This window comes from Nocardia sp. CDC153 (assembly GCF_035818515.1).
Taxonomy (GTDB): domain Bacteria; phylum Actinomycetota; class Actinomycetes; order Mycobacteriales; family Mycobacteriaceae; genus Nocardia.
Window position 1 is genome coordinate 201521 of the sequence record NZ_JAYKYU010000005.1, and the last position, 20791, is coordinate 222311.

The 20791-nt window shown below is 69.0% G+C and carries 15 protein-coding genes; 12 read left to right on the top strand and 3 right to left on the bottom strand.

The window, feature by feature from the left end; genetic code table 11:
* Positions 1-5: 5 nt before the first annotated feature.
* The gene (locus VMT65_RS27610) at positions 6-1100 is read left to right on the top strand and encodes a TerD family protein (protein ID WP_326311364.1); all 1095 of its coding nucleotides are present in this window, start codon (positions 6-8) and stop codon (positions 1098-1100) included.
* 21 nt (positions 1101-1121) lie between these two features.
* Here the strand turns inward: VMT65_RS27610 and VMT65_RS27615 are convergent, their stop codons facing one another.
* Together VMT65_RS27615 and VMT65_RS27620 are read right to left on the bottom strand one after the other, a co-directional pair.
* A complete protein-coding gene (locus tag VMT65_RS27615) occupies positions 1122-2402 on the bottom strand; it encodes a TerD family protein (RefSeq protein WP_326311366.1) in 1281 nt (426 codons plus the stop codon).
* Positions 2403-2458: 56 nt separating this feature from the next.
* Complete coding sequence (locus tag VMT65_RS27620; protein ID WP_326311900.1) at positions 2459-3151, bottom strand: haloacid dehalogenase type II; 693 nt, start codon at positions 3149-3151, stop codon at positions 2459-2461.
* Between the two features lie 35 nt (positions 3152-3186).
* On the opposite strand from VMT65_RS27620, the gene VMT65_RS27625 reads away from it, so the two are divergent.
* The 9 genes from VMT65_RS27625 to VMT65_RS27665 all read left to right on the top strand — a co-directional run bounded on the left by VMT65_RS27625 (position 3187) and on the right by VMT65_RS27665 (position 17661).
* Positions 3187-4050 carry a class I SAM-dependent methyltransferase gene (locus VMT65_RS27625; protein WP_326311367.1) on the top strand — a complete coding sequence of 288 codons (864 nt, stop codon included), beginning with the start codon at positions 3187-3189 and terminating at the stop codon, positions 4048-4050.
* Between the two features lie 64 nt (positions 4051-4114).
* Complete coding sequence (locus VMT65_RS27630) at positions 4115-5419, top strand: DUF1800 domain-containing protein (protein WP_326311368.1); 1305 nt, start codon at positions 4115-4117, stop codon at positions 5417-5419.
* A gap of 12 nt (positions 5420-5431) precedes the next feature.
* Positions 5432-6625: a DUF1501 domain-containing protein gene (locus tag VMT65_RS27635; RefSeq protein ID WP_326311369.1), complete on the top strand. Its 1194-nt coding sequence runs from the start codon at positions 5432-5434 to the stop codon at positions 6623-6625.
* A gap of 155 nt (positions 6626-6780) precedes the next feature.
* Positions 6781-12810, top strand: a complete 6030-nt coding sequence (locus VMT65_RS27640) for a non-ribosomal peptide synthetase (protein ID WP_326311370.1) — start codon at positions 6781-6783, stop codon at positions 12808-12810.
* A 55-nt stretch (positions 12811-12865) separates the two neighbouring features.
* Complete coding sequence (locus VMT65_RS27645; protein WP_326311371.1) at positions 12866-13879, top strand: LLM class flavin-dependent oxidoreductase; 1014 nt, start codon at positions 12866-12868, stop codon at positions 13877-13879.
* 144 nt (positions 13880-14023) lie between these two features.
* A complete protein-coding gene (locus tag VMT65_RS27650) occupies positions 14024-15316 on the top strand; it encodes a lipase family protein (RefSeq protein WP_326311372.1) in 1293 nt (430 codons plus the stop codon).
* Positions 15317-15734: 418 nt separating this feature from the next.
* Positions 15735-16712, top strand: a complete 978-nt coding sequence (locus tag VMT65_RS27655) for an alpha/beta hydrolase (RefSeq protein WP_326311374.1) — start codon at positions 15735-15737, stop codon at positions 16710-16712.
* A 241-nt stretch (positions 16713-16953) separates the two neighbouring features.
* Positions 16954-17214: a hypothetical protein gene (locus tag VMT65_RS27660; RefSeq protein ID WP_326311375.1), complete on the top strand. Its 261-nt coding sequence runs from the start codon at positions 16954-16956 to the stop codon at positions 17212-17214.
* 282 nt (positions 17215-17496) lie between these two features.
* Complete coding sequence (locus tag VMT65_RS27665; RefSeq protein WP_326311377.1) at positions 17497-17661, top strand: hypothetical protein; 165 nt, start codon at positions 17497-17499, stop codon at positions 17659-17661.
* A 75-nt stretch (positions 17662-17736) separates the two neighbouring features.
* Here VMT65_RS27665 and VMT65_RS27670 read toward each other — a convergent pair whose 3' ends face one another.
* Complete coding sequence (locus tag VMT65_RS27670; protein WP_326311378.1) at positions 17737-18777, bottom strand: oxygenase MpaB family protein; 1041 nt, start codon at positions 18775-18777, stop codon at positions 17737-17739.
* A gap of 113 nt (positions 18778-18890) precedes the next feature.
* Between VMT65_RS27670 and VMT65_RS27675 the strand changes: the two genes are divergently transcribed.
* Together VMT65_RS27675 and VMT65_RS27680 are read left to right on the top strand one after the other, a co-directional pair.
* Positions 18891-19889, top strand: coding sequence for an alpha/beta hydrolase (locus tag VMT65_RS27675; protein WP_326311379.1), 999 nt, complete (start codon positions 18891-18893; stop codon positions 19887-19889).
* Position 19890: 1 nt separating this feature from the next.
* Positions 19891-20790: an SDR family NAD(P)-dependent oxidoreductase gene (locus VMT65_RS27680; protein ID WP_326311380.1), complete on the top strand. Its 900-nt coding sequence runs from the start codon at positions 19891-19893 to the stop codon at positions 20788-20790.
* Position 20791: the final 1 nt, after the last annotated feature.

Sequence of the window (20791 nt, forward strand, 5' to 3'; positions counted from 1 at the left end):
GGAGCGTGGCCGCACTTCTCACGCAGGGGCAGACCGGGGAACTCGGCGTCGCGGACGTCACCGTGACGGTGCACTTCAGCGCGGGCATCGACCTCGCCGCGCTGCTGCTCACCGATCACGGGACCGTGCGCGGCGACACCGATCTGATCTTCTACAACCAACCCGCCGGGGCCGGTGTGCAATTGGTACCCGGGCAGAACGCCATTGCCGTGAGTCTGAACTCGGTGCCGCAGGGGGTGGCCCACATTCGCATCGTGGCCACCCTCGACGATCCCGACAAACGGTTCGGCAATTTCCCGCCGCCTCACATCGCCATCGCCGACGACCGGGGAAACCCGCTGTACGAGTACGTGATCGAGGGTCTGGGCAATGAGACCACGGTCGCCGCGGTGGACCTGGATCGCGGCGCCGACGGCTGGTACGCCCGCGCGGTCGGCTTCGCGCATCCGCGCGGGTTCGCGGCCCTGATCGCCGATCACGGGGTGGCCGTCGCCAATTCGCAGCAGCCGCCGCGCCCGACCGCACCGGTCATCGCGCCGGTGCTGAAATCCGGCGACACGGTGGCGCTGCGGCGTTCGGGCACCGACCTCACCTTCGTGAAGATGGCGCTGGGCTGGGATCCCGTTCACGTGCAGCACAAGTGGGGTTCGCGCCCGGTGGAGATCGATCTGGACGCCTCGGCGCTGGTGTACGCCGGGAACGATCTCGTCGACGCCGCGTACTACGGGCAACTGGTCACCAAGGACGGTGCCATCCGGCATTCGGGTGACAACCTCACCGGCGAGGGCAAAGGCGACGACGAGGTGATCACCGTCGATCTGACCCGTGTCGGACCGCATGTCACCGCCATCGTGTTCGTCATCACCTCCTACGCGGGTCACACCTTCGAACGGGTGCGAAACGCCTTCTGGCGCTTGATCGACGGCACCACCAGCACCGAGCTCACCCGATCCAACCTGAGCGCGGGCGGCCCGCACACCGGCATGGTGGTGGCCAAGGTTCATCGCGAGGACGGGGTGTGGAAGGTGCAGGCCCTCGGCCATGGGATCCAGGCCGGACACCCCGTCGAGGCGGCCGCGCAGGTCGGCAAGTTCCTCTGAGGTCCGGCCCGGTGCACGGGCTCAGACCGGCGTGATGAAACGGCCCAACTGCGGCACCGCCTCGCCCGGATGCTTGGCCTGGAAGCCCTCGCCGATGGCCTCCAGCCGCCACTCCCCGCCGGAGCGGAACACCTTCGCCATGGCGATGGCCGTGAACGGCATGCCGCCCGCGAGCGCGTAGCGCGCCAGCTCCGCCTGCGTGGTGTCGTCCACCAGGCGGCAGTAGGCATTGCTGACCTGCTCGAAGGTCTGCCCCTGATACGAGGTGACAATGAACAGCAGCGTATTGACGTGCTGCGGAACGCGACTCAGATCCACCGCGATCTGCTCGTCGTCCCCCACCCCGCCCTCGCCGGTGAGATTGTCCCCCGAATGCCGGATGGAACCGTCCTTCGAGGTCAGCTGACCGTAGTAGGCGACGTCCACCAGATGCCGGTCGGCGAACATGGCCACCCAGGCGTCCAGATCGATATTGACGCTGCGCTGCCCGAACAACCCGCCGCGCTTGGCCGGATCCCAGCCCAGGCCCATACGAATCCGGGTCAGCGCCACCCCGCCCTCCTTGCGGAGGGTGACGCGCTGCCCCTTGGACAGATTGACCGGGCGGCCGCGCGACAGCTCGCCCTCGGCGGGCCGTGGCGGGGCCGGTGGCGGTGCGTAGGCCGAATTCGGCGGTGGCGCAGGGGGATACGGCGAGGGTGGGGTCGGTGCCGCCTGGGTCGGCTCGAGCGGCGGCGGGTACGCCGAGGGTGTGGGCGGCGGTGGGGGAGGAGTGTGATTCCGGGTGGGGCGTGGCGCATCCTCGACCGTGACGCCGTGATCGGTGACCAGTGCCGCGAATCCGCCCGCGTAGCCCTGGCCGACCGCGCGGACCTTCCAGCCGCCGAACCGGCGGTACAGCTCGACCGCGATCACGATCGATTCGCTCTGCAGATCCTCGATCCGGTACTCGTACAGGGGATTTCCGCCCGGATCGGCCACCACCGCGATCGGCGGGGCGATCCGCCCGAAGGTCGCGCCCGCCTGGTCCAGGGTGATCACCGCCCGAATCTGCGCGATGTCCGCGGGCACCTGGGCCAGCGACACCACCAGATCGGCGGGCTGCCCGGACACGCCGTTGCGCAGCCGCACCCCCGGACCCGAGGGCTGGTTGTAGAACACGAAATCCGCGTCCGTGCGCACCTTTCCGTGCTCGGTCACCAAGAGCGCCGAGAGGTCGGCGGTCGCCGCGACCTTGACCGAGACCACCACCTCCGCGGCGTTCAATGCCCCGTTCTGACCCTTGACTAGCGTTGTGGACAAGGCCGACCCTCCCGTATCGAAACGTCCCCCTGCCACTGTAGGAGCCTCGAGGTCGCTCAGGAGCCGAGCTGATCGGCCAGATCCAGGAAATCCACGGCATTGATATCGAACTCGTCGGAAAACTCGGCATCGCCGAGCGCCGGGTCCCCGTATTCGAGCGGCCGGGCCACGAACGCGGTGTGGAATCCCAACCGCCCGGCCGCCCGAATGTCGTATTTGTGACTGGCGACCATCATGATCTCGGCGGGCTCGAGACCCAGGTAGCGGGCCGCGAGGTGGTAGGTCCGCGGATCGGGTTTGAACACCCCGACCATCTCGGCGGCGAAGATGGCGTGCCACGGCAGGTCGGCACGGCGGGAAATCTCCACTACCGCACTGACATCCGCGTTCGACAGGGTGGCGAGGGTGTAGTGCTTGCGCAACCGCGTCAACCCCGCGACGGTGTCGGGCCAGGGTTCGAGCCGGGCCCAGGCCCGGGCGAGCTCGTCCCGTTCGGCCGCGCCCATCGCGATTCCCTTGTCGTCCAGCAGCGGATCGAGGGTCTCGCGGTACACCGTGGCCACGCTCACCCAAGGCCCTTGCTCCGGACGCCGCGAGGTCGCCTCGAAATAGGCCGCGCGCCACTCGTTCACGAACGCGGACCAGTCGTGTCCCGGCGCGTACGGCCCGGCAATGGATTGCGCCGCGCCCCGAATGGTCGAGTGGAAATCGGTCGCCGTCCCCTGGACGTCGAACAACAACGCCTTGATCACGCCCCGACCGTACCCGAATTAGGCTGTCCGACATGGAAACGGGTCGAGCCAGCCGAACCGCCTTGGCCACGGCGTATGCGCGTGCGTATCACCAGCTTTCGGGCGAGCCGCGGGTCTTCACCGACCCGCTGGCCGCGCGGATCATCGGACTGACGGCCGATCGGATGCGGGAGTTCGAGACCGAGCGCCTCGACAAACCGGGTGGGAACGATCCGCGTCGGCGGGCGCGCCGGTACTTCCTGGCCGCCCGGGCCCGCCTCGCGGAGGAGGTCGTCGGCAAGGCCGTCGCGGCCGGGACCCGCCAGGTGGTGATCCTGGGCGCGGGCCTGGACACCTTCGGCTACCGCAATCCGTATCCGGACGTCCGGGTATTCGAGGTCGATCATCCGGATACGCAGCGGTGGAAGCACGAGATGCTCGCGGACTCCGGCATCGAGATTCCCGAATCGGTCACCTACGCGCCCGTGGATTTCGAGACCGACACCCTGGCGGCCGGTCTGGCCGCCGCCGGATTCCGGCGCGACGAACCGGCGGTGTTCGTGTGGCTGGGCGTGGTCATGTACCTGACCCGCGAGGCCATTGTGGAGACGCTCCGATACATCGCCGACCAGACGCCACCGGTGTGGATGGTCGCCGATTACCTCGGCCCCGGCACCACCGACGAGGAACGCGAGGCCGTGCGCGAGCGCGCCGAACGAATCGCGGCCCTGAACGAACCCTTCCTGAGTTACCTCGAACCGGCCGAGTTCGAGGAGCTGTTGCGCTCACTCGGCTTCGACGCGGTCGAGCAGTGGCGGCTGTCCGGGCTGCTCGCGGAATACCTCGAGGCACCGATTCCCGACCTTTCGCTCGGGCGCGCCCCGGTGCGAATCCTGTGCGCGTCCCGCTCGGCCTGAAGATTGACTGAAGCTCCCTGAGCCGCACTCCCGGCGGGACGCCCGCTCGATCGATACTCGGGTCATGGGCATGTCGCCGGAATGGATGCGGACCGCGCGGGTCCTGCGGCGCTCCGGATTCGGGACGACCGGTGCCGAGGTCGACGCGGTCACGGACGTGGCGGGGTACCTCCGTGACGCTTTGACCGCCGACCCGGAGGGCGATCCGGGGGCGCGGGCCACTCCGCTGCCGCGGTTCACGCCACCCGCCCCGCTCGGCAAGGGCGCGACGGCCGACGCCCGCAAGCAGTATCAAGCCCAGCTCACCGGGCAGCTCGACACGCTGACCTGGTGGTGGCTGCGCCGCATGGCCGCGGTCCGGGTGCCGGTCCGCGAGAAGCTGACGCTGGTGTGGCACAACCACTTCGCGACCTCGGCCACCAAGGTGCGCGATGCCGCGGAGATGGCGGCGCAGAATCAGACCCTGCGAACGCACGGGGTCGGGGATTTCGCCACCCTCGCCTACGCCATGCTCACCGATCCGGCCATGCTGCGCTGGCTCGACGGCGTGGCCAATACCGCGAAAGCGCCCAATGAGAACCTGTCTCGCGAATTCATGGAGCTGTTCGCGCTCGGGCACGGCAACGGCTACACCGAAACCGATGTGCGCGAGGGCGCGCGGGCGTTGACGGGGTGGACGATCACCGGCGGGGTGGCCGCCTTCGAGGCGAAACGTCACGACGACGGCGCCAAAACCGTACTGGGAGTGACGGGTCCGCTCGACGCCAAGGGTTTCTGCGACGCCGTGCTGGCACGCCCCGAGTCCGCGCGCTTCGTGGCCGCGAGCCTGTGGCGGTCGCTCGCCTCCGACGATCCGCCCTCCGATGCCGCGCTGGACCGGCTCACCGCCGCCTACGGTCCGGGTCGGGATCTTTCGGCGCTGACCACCGCGATCCTCACCGACGCCGAATTCACCTCCGCCCGAGACACCGTCGTGCACGGCCCGGTCGAATGGCTGATCGGTGCCGTGCGCGCCCTGCGGGTGCCGCTCACCGACGACGCCGCCGCGCGCGCACTCGCCGGGACTCTGCGCAAGCTCGGTCAGCTGCCGTTCTATCCGCCCAATGTCGGCGGCTGGCCGCGCGGTCAGGGCTGGATGTCGAGTGCCGCCGCGCAGATAAGGCTCACGGCGGCAACGGATCTGGTGAAGAGGGCGGATCTGTCGGCGATCTCCCAGGCGGGCCGGTCGAACCGCTTGGACGCCACCGCCTACCTGCTCGGCCTCGGATCGTGGTCGGACCGCAGCGCGAAGGTGCTGAACACCGTCGTCGACCAGCCGCCCCGGCTCGCCGCCCTGGCCATCAACACTCCCGAATACCTCACCAGCTGAAGGTCGTTCACCATGCCGCAAGTCAGTCGCAGACAGTTCCTGGTCGGCACCGGGGTCCTGGGCGCGCTCGGTGTGGTCGGCGCGTCCGCCATCACCTGGGACGAACTGCACCAGCGGGCGACGACGACGCCACTGGCCGCCGGGTCGGGAATCCTGGTGGTGCTCACCCTGTATGGCGGCAATGACGGGATCAGCACCGTGATTCCCTACGCGGACAACGCATATCACGATGCCCGGCCGGAATTGGCCTATCGGCCCGAGGAGGTCCTGCATCTCGATGATCGGCTCGGCCTCAACCCGGCCTTGAAGGGTCTGTCCGGCCTGTGGCAGAACCGTCAACTGGCCATCGTGCGCGGCGTCGGCTATCCGCGGCCCGACCACAGCCACTTCCGCTCCATGGACATCTGGCAGACCGCCTCACCCGACGAGCCGGTGCCGACCGGCTGGATCGGGCGCTGGCTCGACGCCACCGGAGACGACCCGGTCCGCGCGGTGAATATCGGCCCGGTCCTGCCGCAGCTGGCCATGGGCGCGAAACACACGGCGGCGGCGTTGGATCCGTCCTCGGCGCCGCTGTCGGCCGACCTGGCCGCGACCCTGTCCGGCCTGGCCGCGAACGATCCGGACGACAGTCCGGCGCGCGGCCGGGTCTGCACCGGCTATCAGGCCGAACAGACTGTCCGCCAAACCTTCTCGGCACTGAAGCAGGCGAAGGGGCAAGCCGCCGACGCCCTCGTCGCCCAGCTGGATCTGGTCTCCCAGTGCATCAAGGCCGGTGTCCCCACCCGCGTCTACTCGGTGAGCCTGGGCGGCTTCGACACCCACGCCGACGAACGCCACACCCAAGAGCAACTGCTGGGCCGCCTCGACGCGGCCGTGACCGGCTTCCTGAAGGACCTGTCCACCCATCCGCGCGGCCGCGATGTGGTGCTGCTGGCCTACAGCGAGTTCGGCCGCCGGGTGGCCGCCAATGCCTCGCAGGGCACCGACCACGGCACCGCCGGACCGGTGCTGCTCGCGGGCGCGGGTGTCGCGGGCGGCTTCCACGGCGACGAGCCCAGCCTCACCGACCTCGACAATGGGGACCTGAAGGCCACGGTCGATTTCCGCGATATCTATCACGAACTCCTGCACCGGGTATTGGACGCCGACCCGGTGGCGGTGGTCGGCTCCGGCCGTCGCGACCTCGGTGTCCTGTCGGCTTGACCGTTTCGGTCCGCCGCATCGGTTGCCCGATTTGCTCGACATTCGCGCTGGTAGCCTGGGCCTCGCTCATTCTTCTCACCGCTTGCCTACCCCGGCCGGACGCGGTAATCATGCGCTCGTGTGGGAAGGCGAATCGAGGCTGAAAGTAGGAACCGGTGAGGGCCGACGTTCTTGCGGCACGCCGGGCTCCGACGCCGCGTGGCCGCCCGCGGGTATGCACGCTGCCCCGCCTGCTGGCCGCCGCGGCGGAGACTGATCCGACCGGTACCGCGGTGTGCGCGGGCGCGCGCTCGCTGACCTATGCCGAACTCGACGAACGCTCCACGCGCCTGGCCCGGGTGCTCATCGCCCGCGGCCTCGGGCCCGGTGACCGGGTGGTGTTGGCGCTGCGGCGCTCGGTCGAATCCGTGATCGCGGTGTGGGCGGTCGCCAAGTCGGGCGCGGCCTTCGTGCCGGTCGACCCCAACTATCCGGCCGACCGCGTCGCCCACATGCTCGCCGACTCCGGCGCGGCCCACGGTCTGACCCTCTCGGCTACCCGCGAGCGACTCGGCGACGGGCTCGACTGGCTCGAACTCGACTCGTCGGCCTGCGCCGAGGCACTGGCCGACGCCTCGGCCGAACCGCTGCACTTCACCGAACGCACCCGCCGCCTGCACGGCACGGACATCGCGTATGTGATCTACACCTCCGGCTCGACCGGGCTGCCCAAGGGCGTGGCTGTCACCCACACCGGACTGGCCGGACTCTGCCGGGAGCAAACTCGCCGCTTCGGCATCACGACCGAATCCCGCACCCTGCACTTCGCCTCCCCGAGCTTCGACGCGGCAGTGCTGGAGCTGCTGCTGGCCGTCGGGTCGGCGGCGACCATGGTCATCGCACCGGCCGACTGCTTCGGCGGCGACGAACTCGCCGAACTGCTGCGCGCCGAGCGGGTCACGCACGCCTTCATCACCCCGGCCGCCCTGGCGGGCATCGAGGCCACCGACCTGCCCGATCTCGCTGTGGTGGTCGCGGGCGGCGAGGAATGCCCGCCCGATCTGGTAGCCCGCTGGTCGCCGGGACGCTCCTTCTTCAATCTGTACGGGCCCACCGAGACCACGGTGGCCGCGACCATCAGCGAGGCGCTCACCCCGGCGGACACCGTCGCCATCGGCGGACCGATTCCAGGGGTGTCGGCCCTGGTCCTCGATGCCCGGCTGCGGCCGGTGCCGACCGCGGTCGCCGGTGAGTTGTACCTGGCCGGACCGGGTTTGGCGCGCGGCTACCACCGGCGGCCGGGGTTGACCGCGGCCCGCTTCGTCGCCCATCCGGACGGCACGGGGGAGCGGCTGTATCGCACCGGCGATGTGGTGCGGTGGATCGTGGGCGGCGATGGCCGGCCGACACTGGAGTATCTGGGCCGCAGTGACGCGCAGGTGCAGATCCGGGGCTTCCGAGTGGAGCTCGGCGAGATCGATTCGGTGCTGTCGGCGCACGAATCGGTCTGTCACGCGAAGACTCTGCTGCGCCGCCTGCCCAGCGGGGCGACCGCGCCGGTGTCGTACGTGGTGCCCGCCGCGAATGCCGAACCGGATCCGGACTCGTTGAGAGAGTATGTGCGCCAACAGCTCCCGCGCCACGCGGTCCCGGCGGCCGTGGTCGTCATAGATCGCATTCCGCTGACGACCGTGGGCAAGCTCGATTACGACGCGTTGCCCGAACCCGTCCTGACCACCCACGCCGCTCGGCGCGCCCTGACCGATACCGAGCGCACGGTCGCCGCGGCCTTCTCCGAACTGCTGGGCGTCGGCCCGGTCGGGGCGATCGACGACTTCTTCGAGCTCGGCGGAAACTCGCTGCTGGCAACGCGATTGGCGGGACGGCTCGGGGTGGGCCGGGCCGCGCGGGTGCCGGTCCGGCTGATCTTCGAGCATTCGACCGTGGCCGCGCTGGCGGCGGCCGTCGATGGGCTCGGCACCGAGGATCGGGTGCCGCTGCGGCCCCGGCCGCACACCGCGACGCGGCCGCCGCTGTCACTGGCGCAGCAGCGCATGTGGTTCCTGGCGCGCCTGGATCCCCGCTCGCCCGCCTACAACATTCCCTTCGCGCTGCGGCTTTCGGGCGATCTCGACGTGACCGCGTTCGGGCTTGCTGTGCGTGATCTGCTCGAGCGGCACGAGGTTTTGCGCACGGTCTTTCCCGAGAGCGCGGGACACGGGTATCAGGACATCCGGCCCGTCGACGAGGTCCCGGTGGATCTGACGCCCGTGGAGCTGCCGGAATCCGGCCTGCGTTCGGAGCTGATCGCCTTGGCGGGCAAGGGATTCGACGTGACCGCCGAGGTGCCGCTGCGGTTGCGCCTGTACCGCCTCGCCGAGCACGACTTCGTGTTGGCCGTCGTGATCCACCACTTGGCCGCCGACGGTTTCTCGATGCTCCCGTTGACCCGCGACCTCATGACCGCCTACGCCGCCCGCACTCGAGGCGCCGCGCCGCAGTGGTCGCCGCTGCCGGTGCAATACGCCGACTACGCGGTCTGGCAGCGCGAATTGCTCGGTTCGGCAAGCAAATCCGATTCCCTGCTCGCGACCCAGTTGCGGCACTGGCGGACAGCATTGACCGGGCTGCCGCCGCTGTTGGAACTGCCTACCGACCGCCCGCGACCGCCCGTGGCGTCGCAGCGCGGTGCGGCCCGGCACTTCCCGGTGGACGCCGCCGTGCACCGGGGGCTGGAGGAACTGGCTCGCGCACAGGGCGTCTCGCTGTTCATGGTGGTGCACGCGGGACTGGCCGTCCTGCTGGCTCGGCTGGCGGCGACCGAGGACATTGCCGTCGGCGCTCCGGTGGCGGGCCGCGGTGAACCCGAACTGGACGATCTCATCGGCATGTTCGTCAACACGCTGGTGCTGCGCACCCGCGTCGAGGCCGCCGAGCGCTTCACCGACCTGCTCGCGCGGGTCCGCGACACCGATCTGGCGGCCTTCGCCCATGCCGAGGTGCCCTTCGAGCGGCTGGTGGCCGAGCTGGACCCGCCCCGTACCCAGGCGCATCATCCGCTGTTCCAGGTCGCTCTGTCCTTTCAGGAATTCGGTGAGCGACAGCTGCGGCTGCCCGGTCTCACCGTCGACGCCATCGACCTCGGGGAATCCGTGTCGCCCATGGATCTCCAGCTCACCGTGGTGCCCCGGCGGGACGCGGAAGGCGCTGCGGGACTGAACTGTTCGTGGCGGTATGCCACCGATCTGTTCGACGAGTCCACCATCGATGCGTTCGGGCGGCGGTTGAGCGCCCTGCTGGCGGCCGTCGCCGTCGACCCGGACATTGCCGTCGGTGATCTGCCGCTGACCGACGCCGCGGAGGTGGCGAGCTTCCCGAGTGCGGGCTCGAATGTCGCTGTGCCGCATCGCTTCTTCTTTTCGGCCTTCCGAGAGCGGGTGCGCCGCACGCCGGATGCCGTGGCGGTGACCGATGACGGCATTACGCTGACGTATCGCGAACTCTCGGATCGGTCGAATCGGCTGGCGCGCAAGCTGATCGCGGCCGGAGTCGGTCCCGGTACGACGGTCGGCACGGCCCTGCCACCCGGTGCGGATCTGGTGGTCGCGCTCTACGCCATCGTGCAGGCGGGCGGTGCCTACGTCCCGATCGATCCGAGCCAGCCCGCCGAGCGGGTGGCGGACCTGGTGGCGACCGTCGCGCCCGTGTGCGTGATCGGTGCGGACATGCTGAATTCCGAAGACCTGTCGAGCTTCTCGCCGCTGCCCGTCACCGATGCCGACCGGTTGCGCCCGCTGCGTGAACAGGATCTCGCCTACGTGATCTTCACGTCCGGTTCCACCGGCCGTCCCAAGGGCGTCGGCGTCTCGCACGCGGCCATGGCCAATCACATCGCCTTCCTCAGCACCGAATACCAACTGACCGCGGCCGATACCTATCTCCAGTTGGTGCCCACCACCTTCGACGCCTCCCTGATCGGCTACACCGCACCGCTGGCCGTGGGCGCGCACCTGGCCATCCCCACGGCCACCGGTCGCACCGACCCGGAGTACCTGGCCGACCTCATCGACCGCCAGCGGGTGACGTGCTTCCTGACGGTGCCCTCTCTGCTGCGCGCACTGCTGGAACACGCACCCGCCCAAGCGTTGTCCGGCCTGCGGGTCGTGTGGGTGGGCGGCGAGGCCCTGCCCGCCGAGCTGATCGCGCGGTTCACCGCCGCGAGTCCGGCCCGACTGCACAACCTGTACGGACCGACCGAGGCGACCATTTCCATTACCGGCACCGACGTGACCGATCTCGGCGACCGGCCGGTGTCCATCGGTGCGCCACACTGGAATTCGCGCGCCTACGTACTCGACGCCCGCCTGCATCCGGTCCCGGCGGGCACACCCGGCGAACTGTACGTCGCGGGCACGCAACTGGCCCGCGGCTACCTCGGCCAGGCGGACCGGACGGCGGATCGCTTCGTCGCCGACCCCTTCGGCCCGGCCGGTGCGCGCATGTACCGCACCGGCGACCTGGTCCGGCGCACCCGCGACGGCGGCCTGGAATACCTGGGCCGCACCGACTTCCAGCTCAAGCTGCGCGGCCAGCGCATCGAACCCGGTGAGGTGGAGGCCGCGCTGCGCGCGCATCCGGGCGTCGCCGAGGCGGTCGTGGCCATTCGGAGCGAGCGGCTGGTGGGGTATCTGCGCGGCGTCGGCGGTGTCGCACCGGATCTCACCGAGGTGCTGGACACGGCGCGAAAGCGGTTGCCGGGCTACATGGTTCCCAGCCATCTCACCGTGCTCGACGCCTTCCCGCTCGGGTCCACGGGCAAGCTGAACCGGGCCGCACTGCCCGATCCCGAACTGCCGGTGCGGGAATACCGGGCTCCGGAGACGGCGGACGAGCGGATCGTCGCCGAGGTGTTCGGCGCGGAGCTGGGCATCGACCGGGTCGGCCGCGACGACGACTTCTTCGCCCTGGGCGGAAACTCGCTGTCCGCCATTCGAGTTCGGGCCGCACTGGCCGATCGACTGGCCATCGCGGTGCCGTTGCGTCCGCTGTTCGACCATCCGCGCGTGCGCGAATTGGCCGCCGCGCTCCGGGCGGACCGGGCTGCCTCCGAGAGCGGACCCGATCCGCTGGCCGATGCGGTGCTGGATGCGGACATCACCGCCGCTGGTCGAGAGCAGCGTGACTCCGGCACACCCGAGGCCGTCCTGCTCACCGGCGCGACGGGGTTCCTCGGTGTCTTCCTCCTGCGCGAACTCCTCGAGCGCACCTCGTCCACCGTCTACTGCCTGACGCGCGCCACCGACGAACCCCATGCCCGGCAGCGCATTTCCGATGCCGCCGCTAGCTTCCGCGTCGACCTCTCCGGCTACGCGGACCGCATCGTCGCGGTCCCGGGCGATCTGGCCCGGCCGCGGCTGGGCCTGACCTCCGAGCGGTTCGCCGAACTCGCCGAGCGCATCGACGCGATCTATCACAATGGCGCGCACGTGAATCACCTCGAGCCCTACGCCCGCATGCGCCCGGCCAATGTCGAGGGCACCCGCGAGGTGCTGCGGCTGGCCACCACCGGCCCGCTCGCCCCGGTCCACTACATCTCGACCGCCTCGGTCCCCGACGGCCCGCCGGACGGGCTCCCCGGCTACGTCCTCACGAAATGGGTTGCCGAACAACTGGTTCGGACCGCCGCCGACCGCGGCCTGCCCGTCCACATCTACCGTCCCGGGCTGATCACGGGCGATTCCCGCACGGGCGCGGCCGGGACCGACGACGCCTGGTGGACCATGCTGCGCGCCATGCTGGTGCTGGGCGTGGCCCCCGATTTGCCCGACGGCGAGGTCGCCATGCTGCCCGTCGACCAGGTGGCCGCCACGGTCGTCGCCGCGCCCGCGCGCGAGCGCGTGGTCACCCTGCTGCCCGGACGCACCGTCTCCCTGAAAGCCATCCGGGACGAAATCCTGCGCCGCGGTTACCACCTCGACCTCACCGACCCGATGGAGTTCGCCACCACCCTGTTGACCTCGGCCGAACGGTCGGGAGCCGACGAACTGCTGGTCCGGGCGGCCGCCCTGAGCATCAACTATTCCGCCGAGGTGACCGGCGTGGCACCGAGCGATCCGAGCTCCCCGTGCCCGGGCGTCGACTGCCCGACGCTGGCTCGCTACTTCGACTACTACGTCGAGGTCGGCTTCCTCCCACCTGTGAGCTGAGCCGCACGCCCGGAATCAAACCCGGCCGTTCGGGTTTGCACTGGGCATGGTGGCAATGGACACGACCCCGGCCTGGCGTTCGATTCGCTTCTCGATCCTGGACCGCTCTCGGGTCCGCCAGGACCAGTCGCATTCGGAGGCCCTGCGCGAGACCGTCGAATTCGCCCGCCTGGCCGAGGAATGGGGGTACCACCGCTTCTGGGTCTCCGAACACCACAGCGTCCCGGGCGTGGCCGGTTCCGCCCCCACCGTGCTCGCGGCCGCCATCGCCGCCGCCACCTCCCGCATCCGAGTCGGCACCGGCGGCGTCATGCTGCCCAACCACCAGCCCCTGATCGTGGCCGAACAATTCGGCGTCCTGGAATCCCTCTACCCCAGCCGCATCGACATGGGCCTGGGCCGCTCGGTCGGCTTCACCGACGGCGTCCGCCGCGCCCTCGGCCACGACAAGCGCGACGCCGACGACTTCGACGCCCAACTGACCGAACTACTGGCCTATTTCACGGGCGGACGCCAAGGCGTCCACGCCTGGCCCGCCGAAGGCCTGCGCGTGCCCGCCTTCCTCCTCGCCACCGGCTCGGGTGCCGAGCGCGCCGCGCGCTTCGGCCTGCCGCTGGTCATCGCGGCGGTCTCCGGTGAGGACGCCATGGTCGAGGCCATCGAGCGGTACCGCACCGAGTTCCGACCCGGCCCCGGCGGCGCGGAACCCTACATCGTCCTCTCCGGTTCGGTCGTCATCGCCGACACCACCGAGCAGGCCCATCGCCTGCTGCTGCCCGAGGCCTGGTCGGCGGCCTGGTCCCGCACCCGCGGCGAATTCCCCGCCCTCCTACCACCCGAGGTCATCGACCACGAACCCATGACCGACCGGCAGCGCGACCTGTTCGACAACGCGCTGCGCGGCCACATCCACGGCACCGAACCCCAGGTCCTCGCCGACCTGGACCGGCTGATCCGCCGCACAGGGGCGGACGAATTCCTCGTCCACACCAGCACCTACGACCGCACCGCCCGCCTCAACTCCCATCGCCGCCTCGCCAACGCAGTCGGCCTGCGGGTATCGGCGTAAGCCCGGGGACGCCATATGGTTCGAATAGGACACCAGCCGAGCGATCTTTGCCGCCGTTTCTGACACCTGTTCCAGTTTGAGGAGGTACCGTGACTGCCATCTTGGGGGCCTAGGGAGTCGCCCCCTCCGGGGAGGGGAAGTCACGTGGTAGATATTGCCGTATCCAGCTGTGGCGCAACGAGTTCGGCGATCAAGCGCAGCCAGCTGCGCTCGGCCCTGATCGCGGCTTCGGCCGTGTTGTGCTTGGCCGGAACACCGATGGCGGTCGGCAGTGCCGATCCGGTGCTGACTCCGCAGAGCGACCCGTTCTATACCCCGCCCGCCGGGTGGGTCTCGCAGGCTCCGGGCACCATTCTGAATTCGCGACCTGTCGAGGTGGCCTCGATGGGGCCGCAGGCGCAGGACGCCGACGCCTGGCAGCTGCTGTATCGAACGACCGATGTCGACGGGAACCCCATGGCGACCGTGACGACGGTGCTGCGCCCGCGAAACGGTCAGGTCAAAGGTCTGATCTCCTATCAGGCCGCCGAAGATGCCTCGGCTCCACAGTGCGCTCCCTCGTTCGTGCTGCGGCAGGGAGCGCCGGTCGAGAACAAGTACGACTCCAGCCTGGATCTCATATCGATCGAGCAGATGCTATCGACGGGTCACGCGATTTCCATCCCCGACTGGGAGGGGCCGAAGGGGACGCTGATCGCCGCGAGACAGCCGGGCTACCTCACCCTCGACGGAGTGCGCGCGGCCGAGCGTTTCGAGCCACTCGGCCTGCCCGGCACCGATACTCCGGTCGCCGCGATGGGCTACTCCGGCGGGTCGCTCGGCACCAGTTCGGCTGCGCAGATGCAACCGATCTACGCGCCCGAACTACGCCTGACCGGGGCCGTCCTCGGTGGTTGGCGAACGGACTTCGGCAGCTATCTGAAGGTGCTGGACTCCGGTCCGTTCTCCGGTTTCATGCCGGCGATCCTGCCCGGCATGATGCGCGCCGATCCGCGTCTGGCCGCCGTTTTCGACAAGTATCTGACGCCCGCCGGGCAGGCCCTGATGGCCGCGGGTGACAGCAAATGTGCGACGCCGAACGTGGGCCAGCATCCATTCCTACGCATGGACGACTACCTGACGATCCCCTTCTCGCAACTGCTCGAGGAAGTACAGCCCTTGTTCGCCGATCTCGACTTCGGCCCGGTAGTACCCACCGCACCGATGCTCCACTATCACGCCGTGCACGACGAAATCGTCGACATCGCGGTGAGCGATCAGGCGGTGGCACAGTGGTGCGCGGCGGGCGCGCAAATCACCTACATGCGAGACCAATTGAGCGACCACGTCAGCCTCGCGGTCACCGGAACGCCCGCAGCCCTGCGCTGGATCGACGACCGCATGGCAGGCCAGCCCGCCCCGGCTGGCTGCTCGACGAGCACGGTGCCGTCCATGTAGGCCGATGGAGCCACGACGACCCCCCACCGTGTCTTGCGCCAAGATCTTGGCAGGCGTCGATGCGGCGCAGCCGAAGATCAACGCACCGAGATCATCTCGCCCCATCGACTGACCGTATTGCCGAGTTCGGTGCGATGGGCCTATTCGTGCACAAATCGCTGTCGGAGGGCAGGTTCCCGCCAATTTTGCTGCCTTAGTGCATGTTTAGGCCCATGATCAACTCGCGCAGCGCCATGCGGCGCCTCGCGCTCAGGCCGCGAGGCGCGCTGGCCGAACCGGCCAGCGCGTGGGGCCGGAAGATCAAGTGGCGGTGTCGGTCCGAGGTTGGCCGAACATCCTGGATTGGTGAGTGTCGGATGTGGGGCGTGGTGGGCTGCCGGGTTGCCAGTGCTTTGACAGCGGTGTTGGGGATCGTGACATGGCAGTTCCTATTTCGGGTCAGGGCAGGAGGTTTCAGGTGTTCGAGGGTTCGAACGATGTCGTTGGTGTGGAGGATGGGGAGCGGGTGAGCTTCGCGAGTGGCGGAGAGACTGTGGTGGGGCGGCTGTATGAGGCTGGGTTCGCCAATGGGCGGTCACCGGCGGTCGCGATCATCGGGCCCATGACCTTCGTTAAGGAACAGGCCCCGGTGCAGTACGCGCGGCGATTGGCCGCCAATGGATTCACCGCGTTGGTCTTCGATCCGCGCTCTCGGGGTGAGAGTGGTGCTGAGCCGCGTTGTGTGGAAGATCCGATGGGCAAGCTGGCCGATCTGCGGGCCGCGGTGGGCTTCCTGGCCGCTCGCGACGAGGTCGATGCCGAGCGGATTGCCGTGCTCGGGGTCTGCTTCGGCGGCAATACCGCCGTGCACGCGGCCGCCGATGATCCGCTGATCCGGGCGGTCGCGGCCGTGACGCCGCACTTCCGTAATCCCCAGGCCGACGCGATGTGGCTCGGCGGCCCACAAGCCGTGGCCGACCGACTCGCTCGCGGACGTGAGGCGCTGGCGAAGTACGAGGCCACCGGCGAGGTGCGCTATGTGACCGCCGTGCATTCGACCAGCCTCGACGTCGGCATGCCCGGGCTGGCGCCATGGTCGTGGTATCAGCCCTGGGCCGATCGCGGCCTGTGGGACAACCGGCACGCGGTACTGAGCGATGCCGCGCTGCTCAGCTATGAAAGTCTCAGCGCCGCTGCCCGTTTGACCAAGCCGTTCTTGCTGATCCACGGCGACAACTGCGCGCTGCCCGATCAGGCGAAGCGGCATTTCGCGGTTGTGCCCACCGCCGACAAGCTGCACCTGCGCCCAGACACCCCGCACCTGTCCTTCTACGACGTCCCCGAGGCCATCGACCCTGCCGTCACCCAGATCACCGACTGGTTCGCTCGCCATCTCGGCCCCGGCACCGTCGAGTGACACCACCGCGCACGATGCAGCCAACACTCGCCCTCACAAGACGCACTCAATTTGGCGTGGTGGTTGCGCGGGTTCAGCATTGCTGGGTGGTTCCGAAGGTCCAGTCCAGGACGCGGTCGTCGCTGCCCCAGCTGCCCTGAGCGCCGACGATGACCGATGCTGAATTCGATGGGGGATATAGCCAGCCGCCCTGGGCGGCCCAGAAGTTCGTGATGTCGGTTACCGCTCGGATAGTGCAGCTGTGGCGATCGTGTGGGTGGTGTTCTATGTGGTCAGCGCATGGGTGGTCTGGCTGGCGTGCGCGGGCGTGGTGTTCATCGTGGCGCTGGTCATCGTGTCGGTGCGCGGGCGTGCGGGCGGGACCGGCTCATCCCCGGTGGCCGATCGAACTCGGACAGAAGCTGAGGACAGTGGGCTTGCCGGTCTCGTAGTCGCGCTGGCGATATTGGTACCGCCTCTCGCGATCCCCGCAGCTCTCTGGCTGTTCGCGCGGATGTCCTGACCGGCCAGGAGGGGGCGGGGGATATACCGATGAAGGTGAACGGAAGATGAACGGAACTTGACTGGACGGTCGAGTATCGGTAATAATGGCCGTTCTGTGCCTCGCGACCCGGCGAGGACCGTAATCGGTGTCATGGCTAGTAAGAGGAGGTGAGGGACTAATGAATCACGGCGACAGTCCGTGTCCGAGACCGATTCACCACCCTCGTACTTCCCGGCCTACCGGTGCGGAGCTGTAGTTCTCTCACGCGGTGGCCGGCCTGACTCCTGAAGGAGGGCTGTCATGGCTTTCATCAACTTCTCCCGTAACCCGTTGACCGTACTGTCGGTACTCGGCGAGCGTCGTTCCCGGTCCGCGCTGACCGTGTCGGAACGCGCCAACCTGCGCGCCTCGCGCACCCCGGTCGCCGTCTTCAGCGCCTCCCTCGGCGCGCACGGCAACCGCTGAGTTCCGGAGAACGGCCGAAACGAAAGCCGACTGCCCCCGAATCATTCGGGGGCAGTCGGCTTTTCGCGTTCAGTGCTACTCCGCCTGCCGATGCAGTTGGGAGTACAGCTCGGCCGGGGTCTGGACGTTCCAGTGCGCGAAGGCCTCGGCCGGGGTCATGGTGCGCGGCTCCCGGGCCGGGATCTTGCGCAGGAACGGCGCGGCCACCGGAGCCGTCATCGGCGAAAGCCAAGCCAGCAGGCTCAATTGGAGCCGCCCGCTCTTGGACAGCACCCAGAAGACCGGCTTGGCCAGCAGCCGCACCGCCAGATCGGCCAGCGGCGACTGGCGAATGGCGGCCAGGTCGCGCTGCCAGTGCGGCAGCGTCGCGATGGTCGCGGTGCGCAGGAATTTGTTCGCGATCCAGGCGAAGGGCCCGAGCTTGCCCAGCAGCGGAGGATACATCACCCGGGCATTGAGCAGGTGATCCATCATCTGCTGGGTGACCTCGCTGGCGGCCAATCGCGGCCGAATGTCCTCGAAGTAGGCGCGAATCCCCTCCCGGGTGCGCGGCACCTTGTTCGGATCGCAGGTCTGCAACTGCGCCGCGATCGCGCACTCGTTCCAGAACTGGTGCTCCTCGGCATCCGAGAGCGGCCCCGGCCCGAACTGCTCGTAGACATAGAGAATCGAATGCCACGCCGTCAGGTGGATCCACAGCTGTGAGTCCGGATCGTTTGCGTCATAGGGCAATCCGGAGACCGGCTCGGTCCCCACGCCCGTCTTGGCGTGGATCTTCATCAGCACCGAAGCGGCCTTGGTCGCGGTCTGGGTATCGCCGAACATGACCGTCGCGAAGTAGGCCAGGGTGTGGTCGTAGCGAGTCCTGGCCTGGCTGTACACCTTTCCCGTGTGCTGCACCGAGGCCACCAGGAATGGATCCAGCTCCTCGATCACCACCGCCCGCTGAAACCCCACCGACAGCGAGGTCGGGTACCCCCACACCTTCCACGTCACCGATCCGGGCCCGAAGAACCCGTTGTCCGCGGCCGGTTCCACCGGAGCCCGCAACCAGGCCAGCGGCTTGGTCCGCGCACTCCCCGCCTCGCCATCCGTCGACACCCAATCGACCGTCATGGCCGAAAAGTACCAGGTGGCGAGCCTGCTGCCGGGTCATCACCCGAGCATTTCCTAGGTTGTTATGAATGTGCCATTGACAACTGTAACATTCGGCGGCGATGCTTTGGGGTATGAGTACAAGGTCAACGGCGACCTTCCCCTCGGCGGCGGTTCCCACCCGACCCACGGCGCGGACCCGGCTCGCGGCCGCGGCGTCGGTGGTGGGATTGCGGCAGGTCAACGGGTTGTTGCCGAACAATCGAATCGGGATCGAGGCCGGGCGCGGACTCATCGCCGGAATCATGGCGGCCTTCGGGCCGACCCTGCCGGGGACCGCGGTCATGCCGGTCCGCTCGGGCGGGGTGCGCGGCGAGTGGGTGCGCGCGGCGGGGGTTCGCCATTCGAATCGGGCGATCTATTACCTCCATGGCAGCGGGTACGTGGTGTGCTCGGCGCGGACGCATCGGGGGCTCGCCTCGCGACTGTCGAAACTCACCGGGTTGCCGGTGTTCGTGGTGGATTACCGGCTCGCGCCGGAGCATCCGTTTCCGGCTGCGGCCCAGGACGCGGCGGCCGGGTATCGGTGGTTGCTCGAACACGGTTACCGGCCACAGGATTTGGTGATCGGCGGTGATTCGGCGGGGTGCCATCTGACGCTGGATCTCTTGCTGCAGAACGAGATTGCCGGGGTGGCGCAGCCCGCCGGCGCCTTCATGTTCTCGCCGCTGATGGATCCGACGCTGACACTGGCCGAGCGGCGGGATCGAGTGCTGCCCGACCCCATGGCCCCGGCGTGGGTGGGGCGGCGCATGATCGCGCTGTATACCGCCGCGGAACCGGAGGATTCGCCGCGACTGCGGCTGCGGATTCCGGCGGGCGCGGCGCTGCCGCCGCTGTTCGTGCAGGCCAGCGCGGGGGAGATGCTCGCCGACGACGCGCGGCAGCTGCGGGAAATGGCCGCGGCGGCGGGCGTGCCGTGCGAACTGCAGCTGTGGCCGGGCCGGATCCATGTGTTCCAGGCGCTGCCGCTGCTGGTCCCCGAGGCGGCCGCCGCGCTGCGACAGACCGCGGCATTCGTGACTTCCACACTGGCGCGGTCGAACCCGCCGGTTCGAGAGCAGGTGAGCTGATATGTGGCCGATCGACGAGCTGGCGTTCGCGCTGGGCGGCAAGCGCCGCACCCACGACGCCAAGGCGGTGGTGACCGGCGCGGGCAGCGGGATCGGGCGGGCTTTCGCGCTCGAACTCGCCGCGCGCGGTGGGGAAGTCGTGTGCGCGGACATCGACAAGGACCGCGCCGACGAGACCGTGCGGCTGATCGAGCAGACCTACGGGCGGACCGCGCATGCGATCTTCTGCGATGTGTCGCGCCGCGAGGACATCGAGAGCCTCGCCCTGCACGCGGAGCTGATCTTCCGGGGCACGCCGACGTTGGTGATCAACAACGCCGGTGTCGGCATCGGCGGTAAACCGGTGGGCGATATCGGATTCGGCGACTGGGAATGGGCGCTGGGGATCAATCTGTGGGGCGTGGTGTACGGCTGCGAGATCTTCGCACCCCGACTGCGCGCGGCCGGACGCGGCGGGATCATCAATGTCGCCTCGGCGGCCGGATTCGCCGCCGCGCCCGGGATGGCCGCCTACAACGTGTCCAAGGCCGCGGTCGTCTCGCTGTCGGAGACCATGGCCGCCGAGCTGTCGGGCAGCGGGGTGGCCGTCACCGCGCTGTGCCCCACCTTCGTGAAGACGAATGTGGTGGCGGACGGGCGGATCACCGCCGGATCCGCGCGGCTGGCGACCGGGCTCATGCGCCTGTCCGGATTCTCGCCCGAGCGGATCGCCCGCACCACCCTCGATGCCCACGACCGCGGCGCGCTGTACGTGGTGCCGCAGCTGGACGCCCGGGTGGTCTGGCATCTCAAGCGGCACTTCCCGGCCCTCTACACCCAAGCCCTCGGCGTCCTGAATCGTGTCCTGCCGCAGGAGGACTCGACGACGCCGCAGCAGACCATCCAGCAGACGGGAGTCTGAC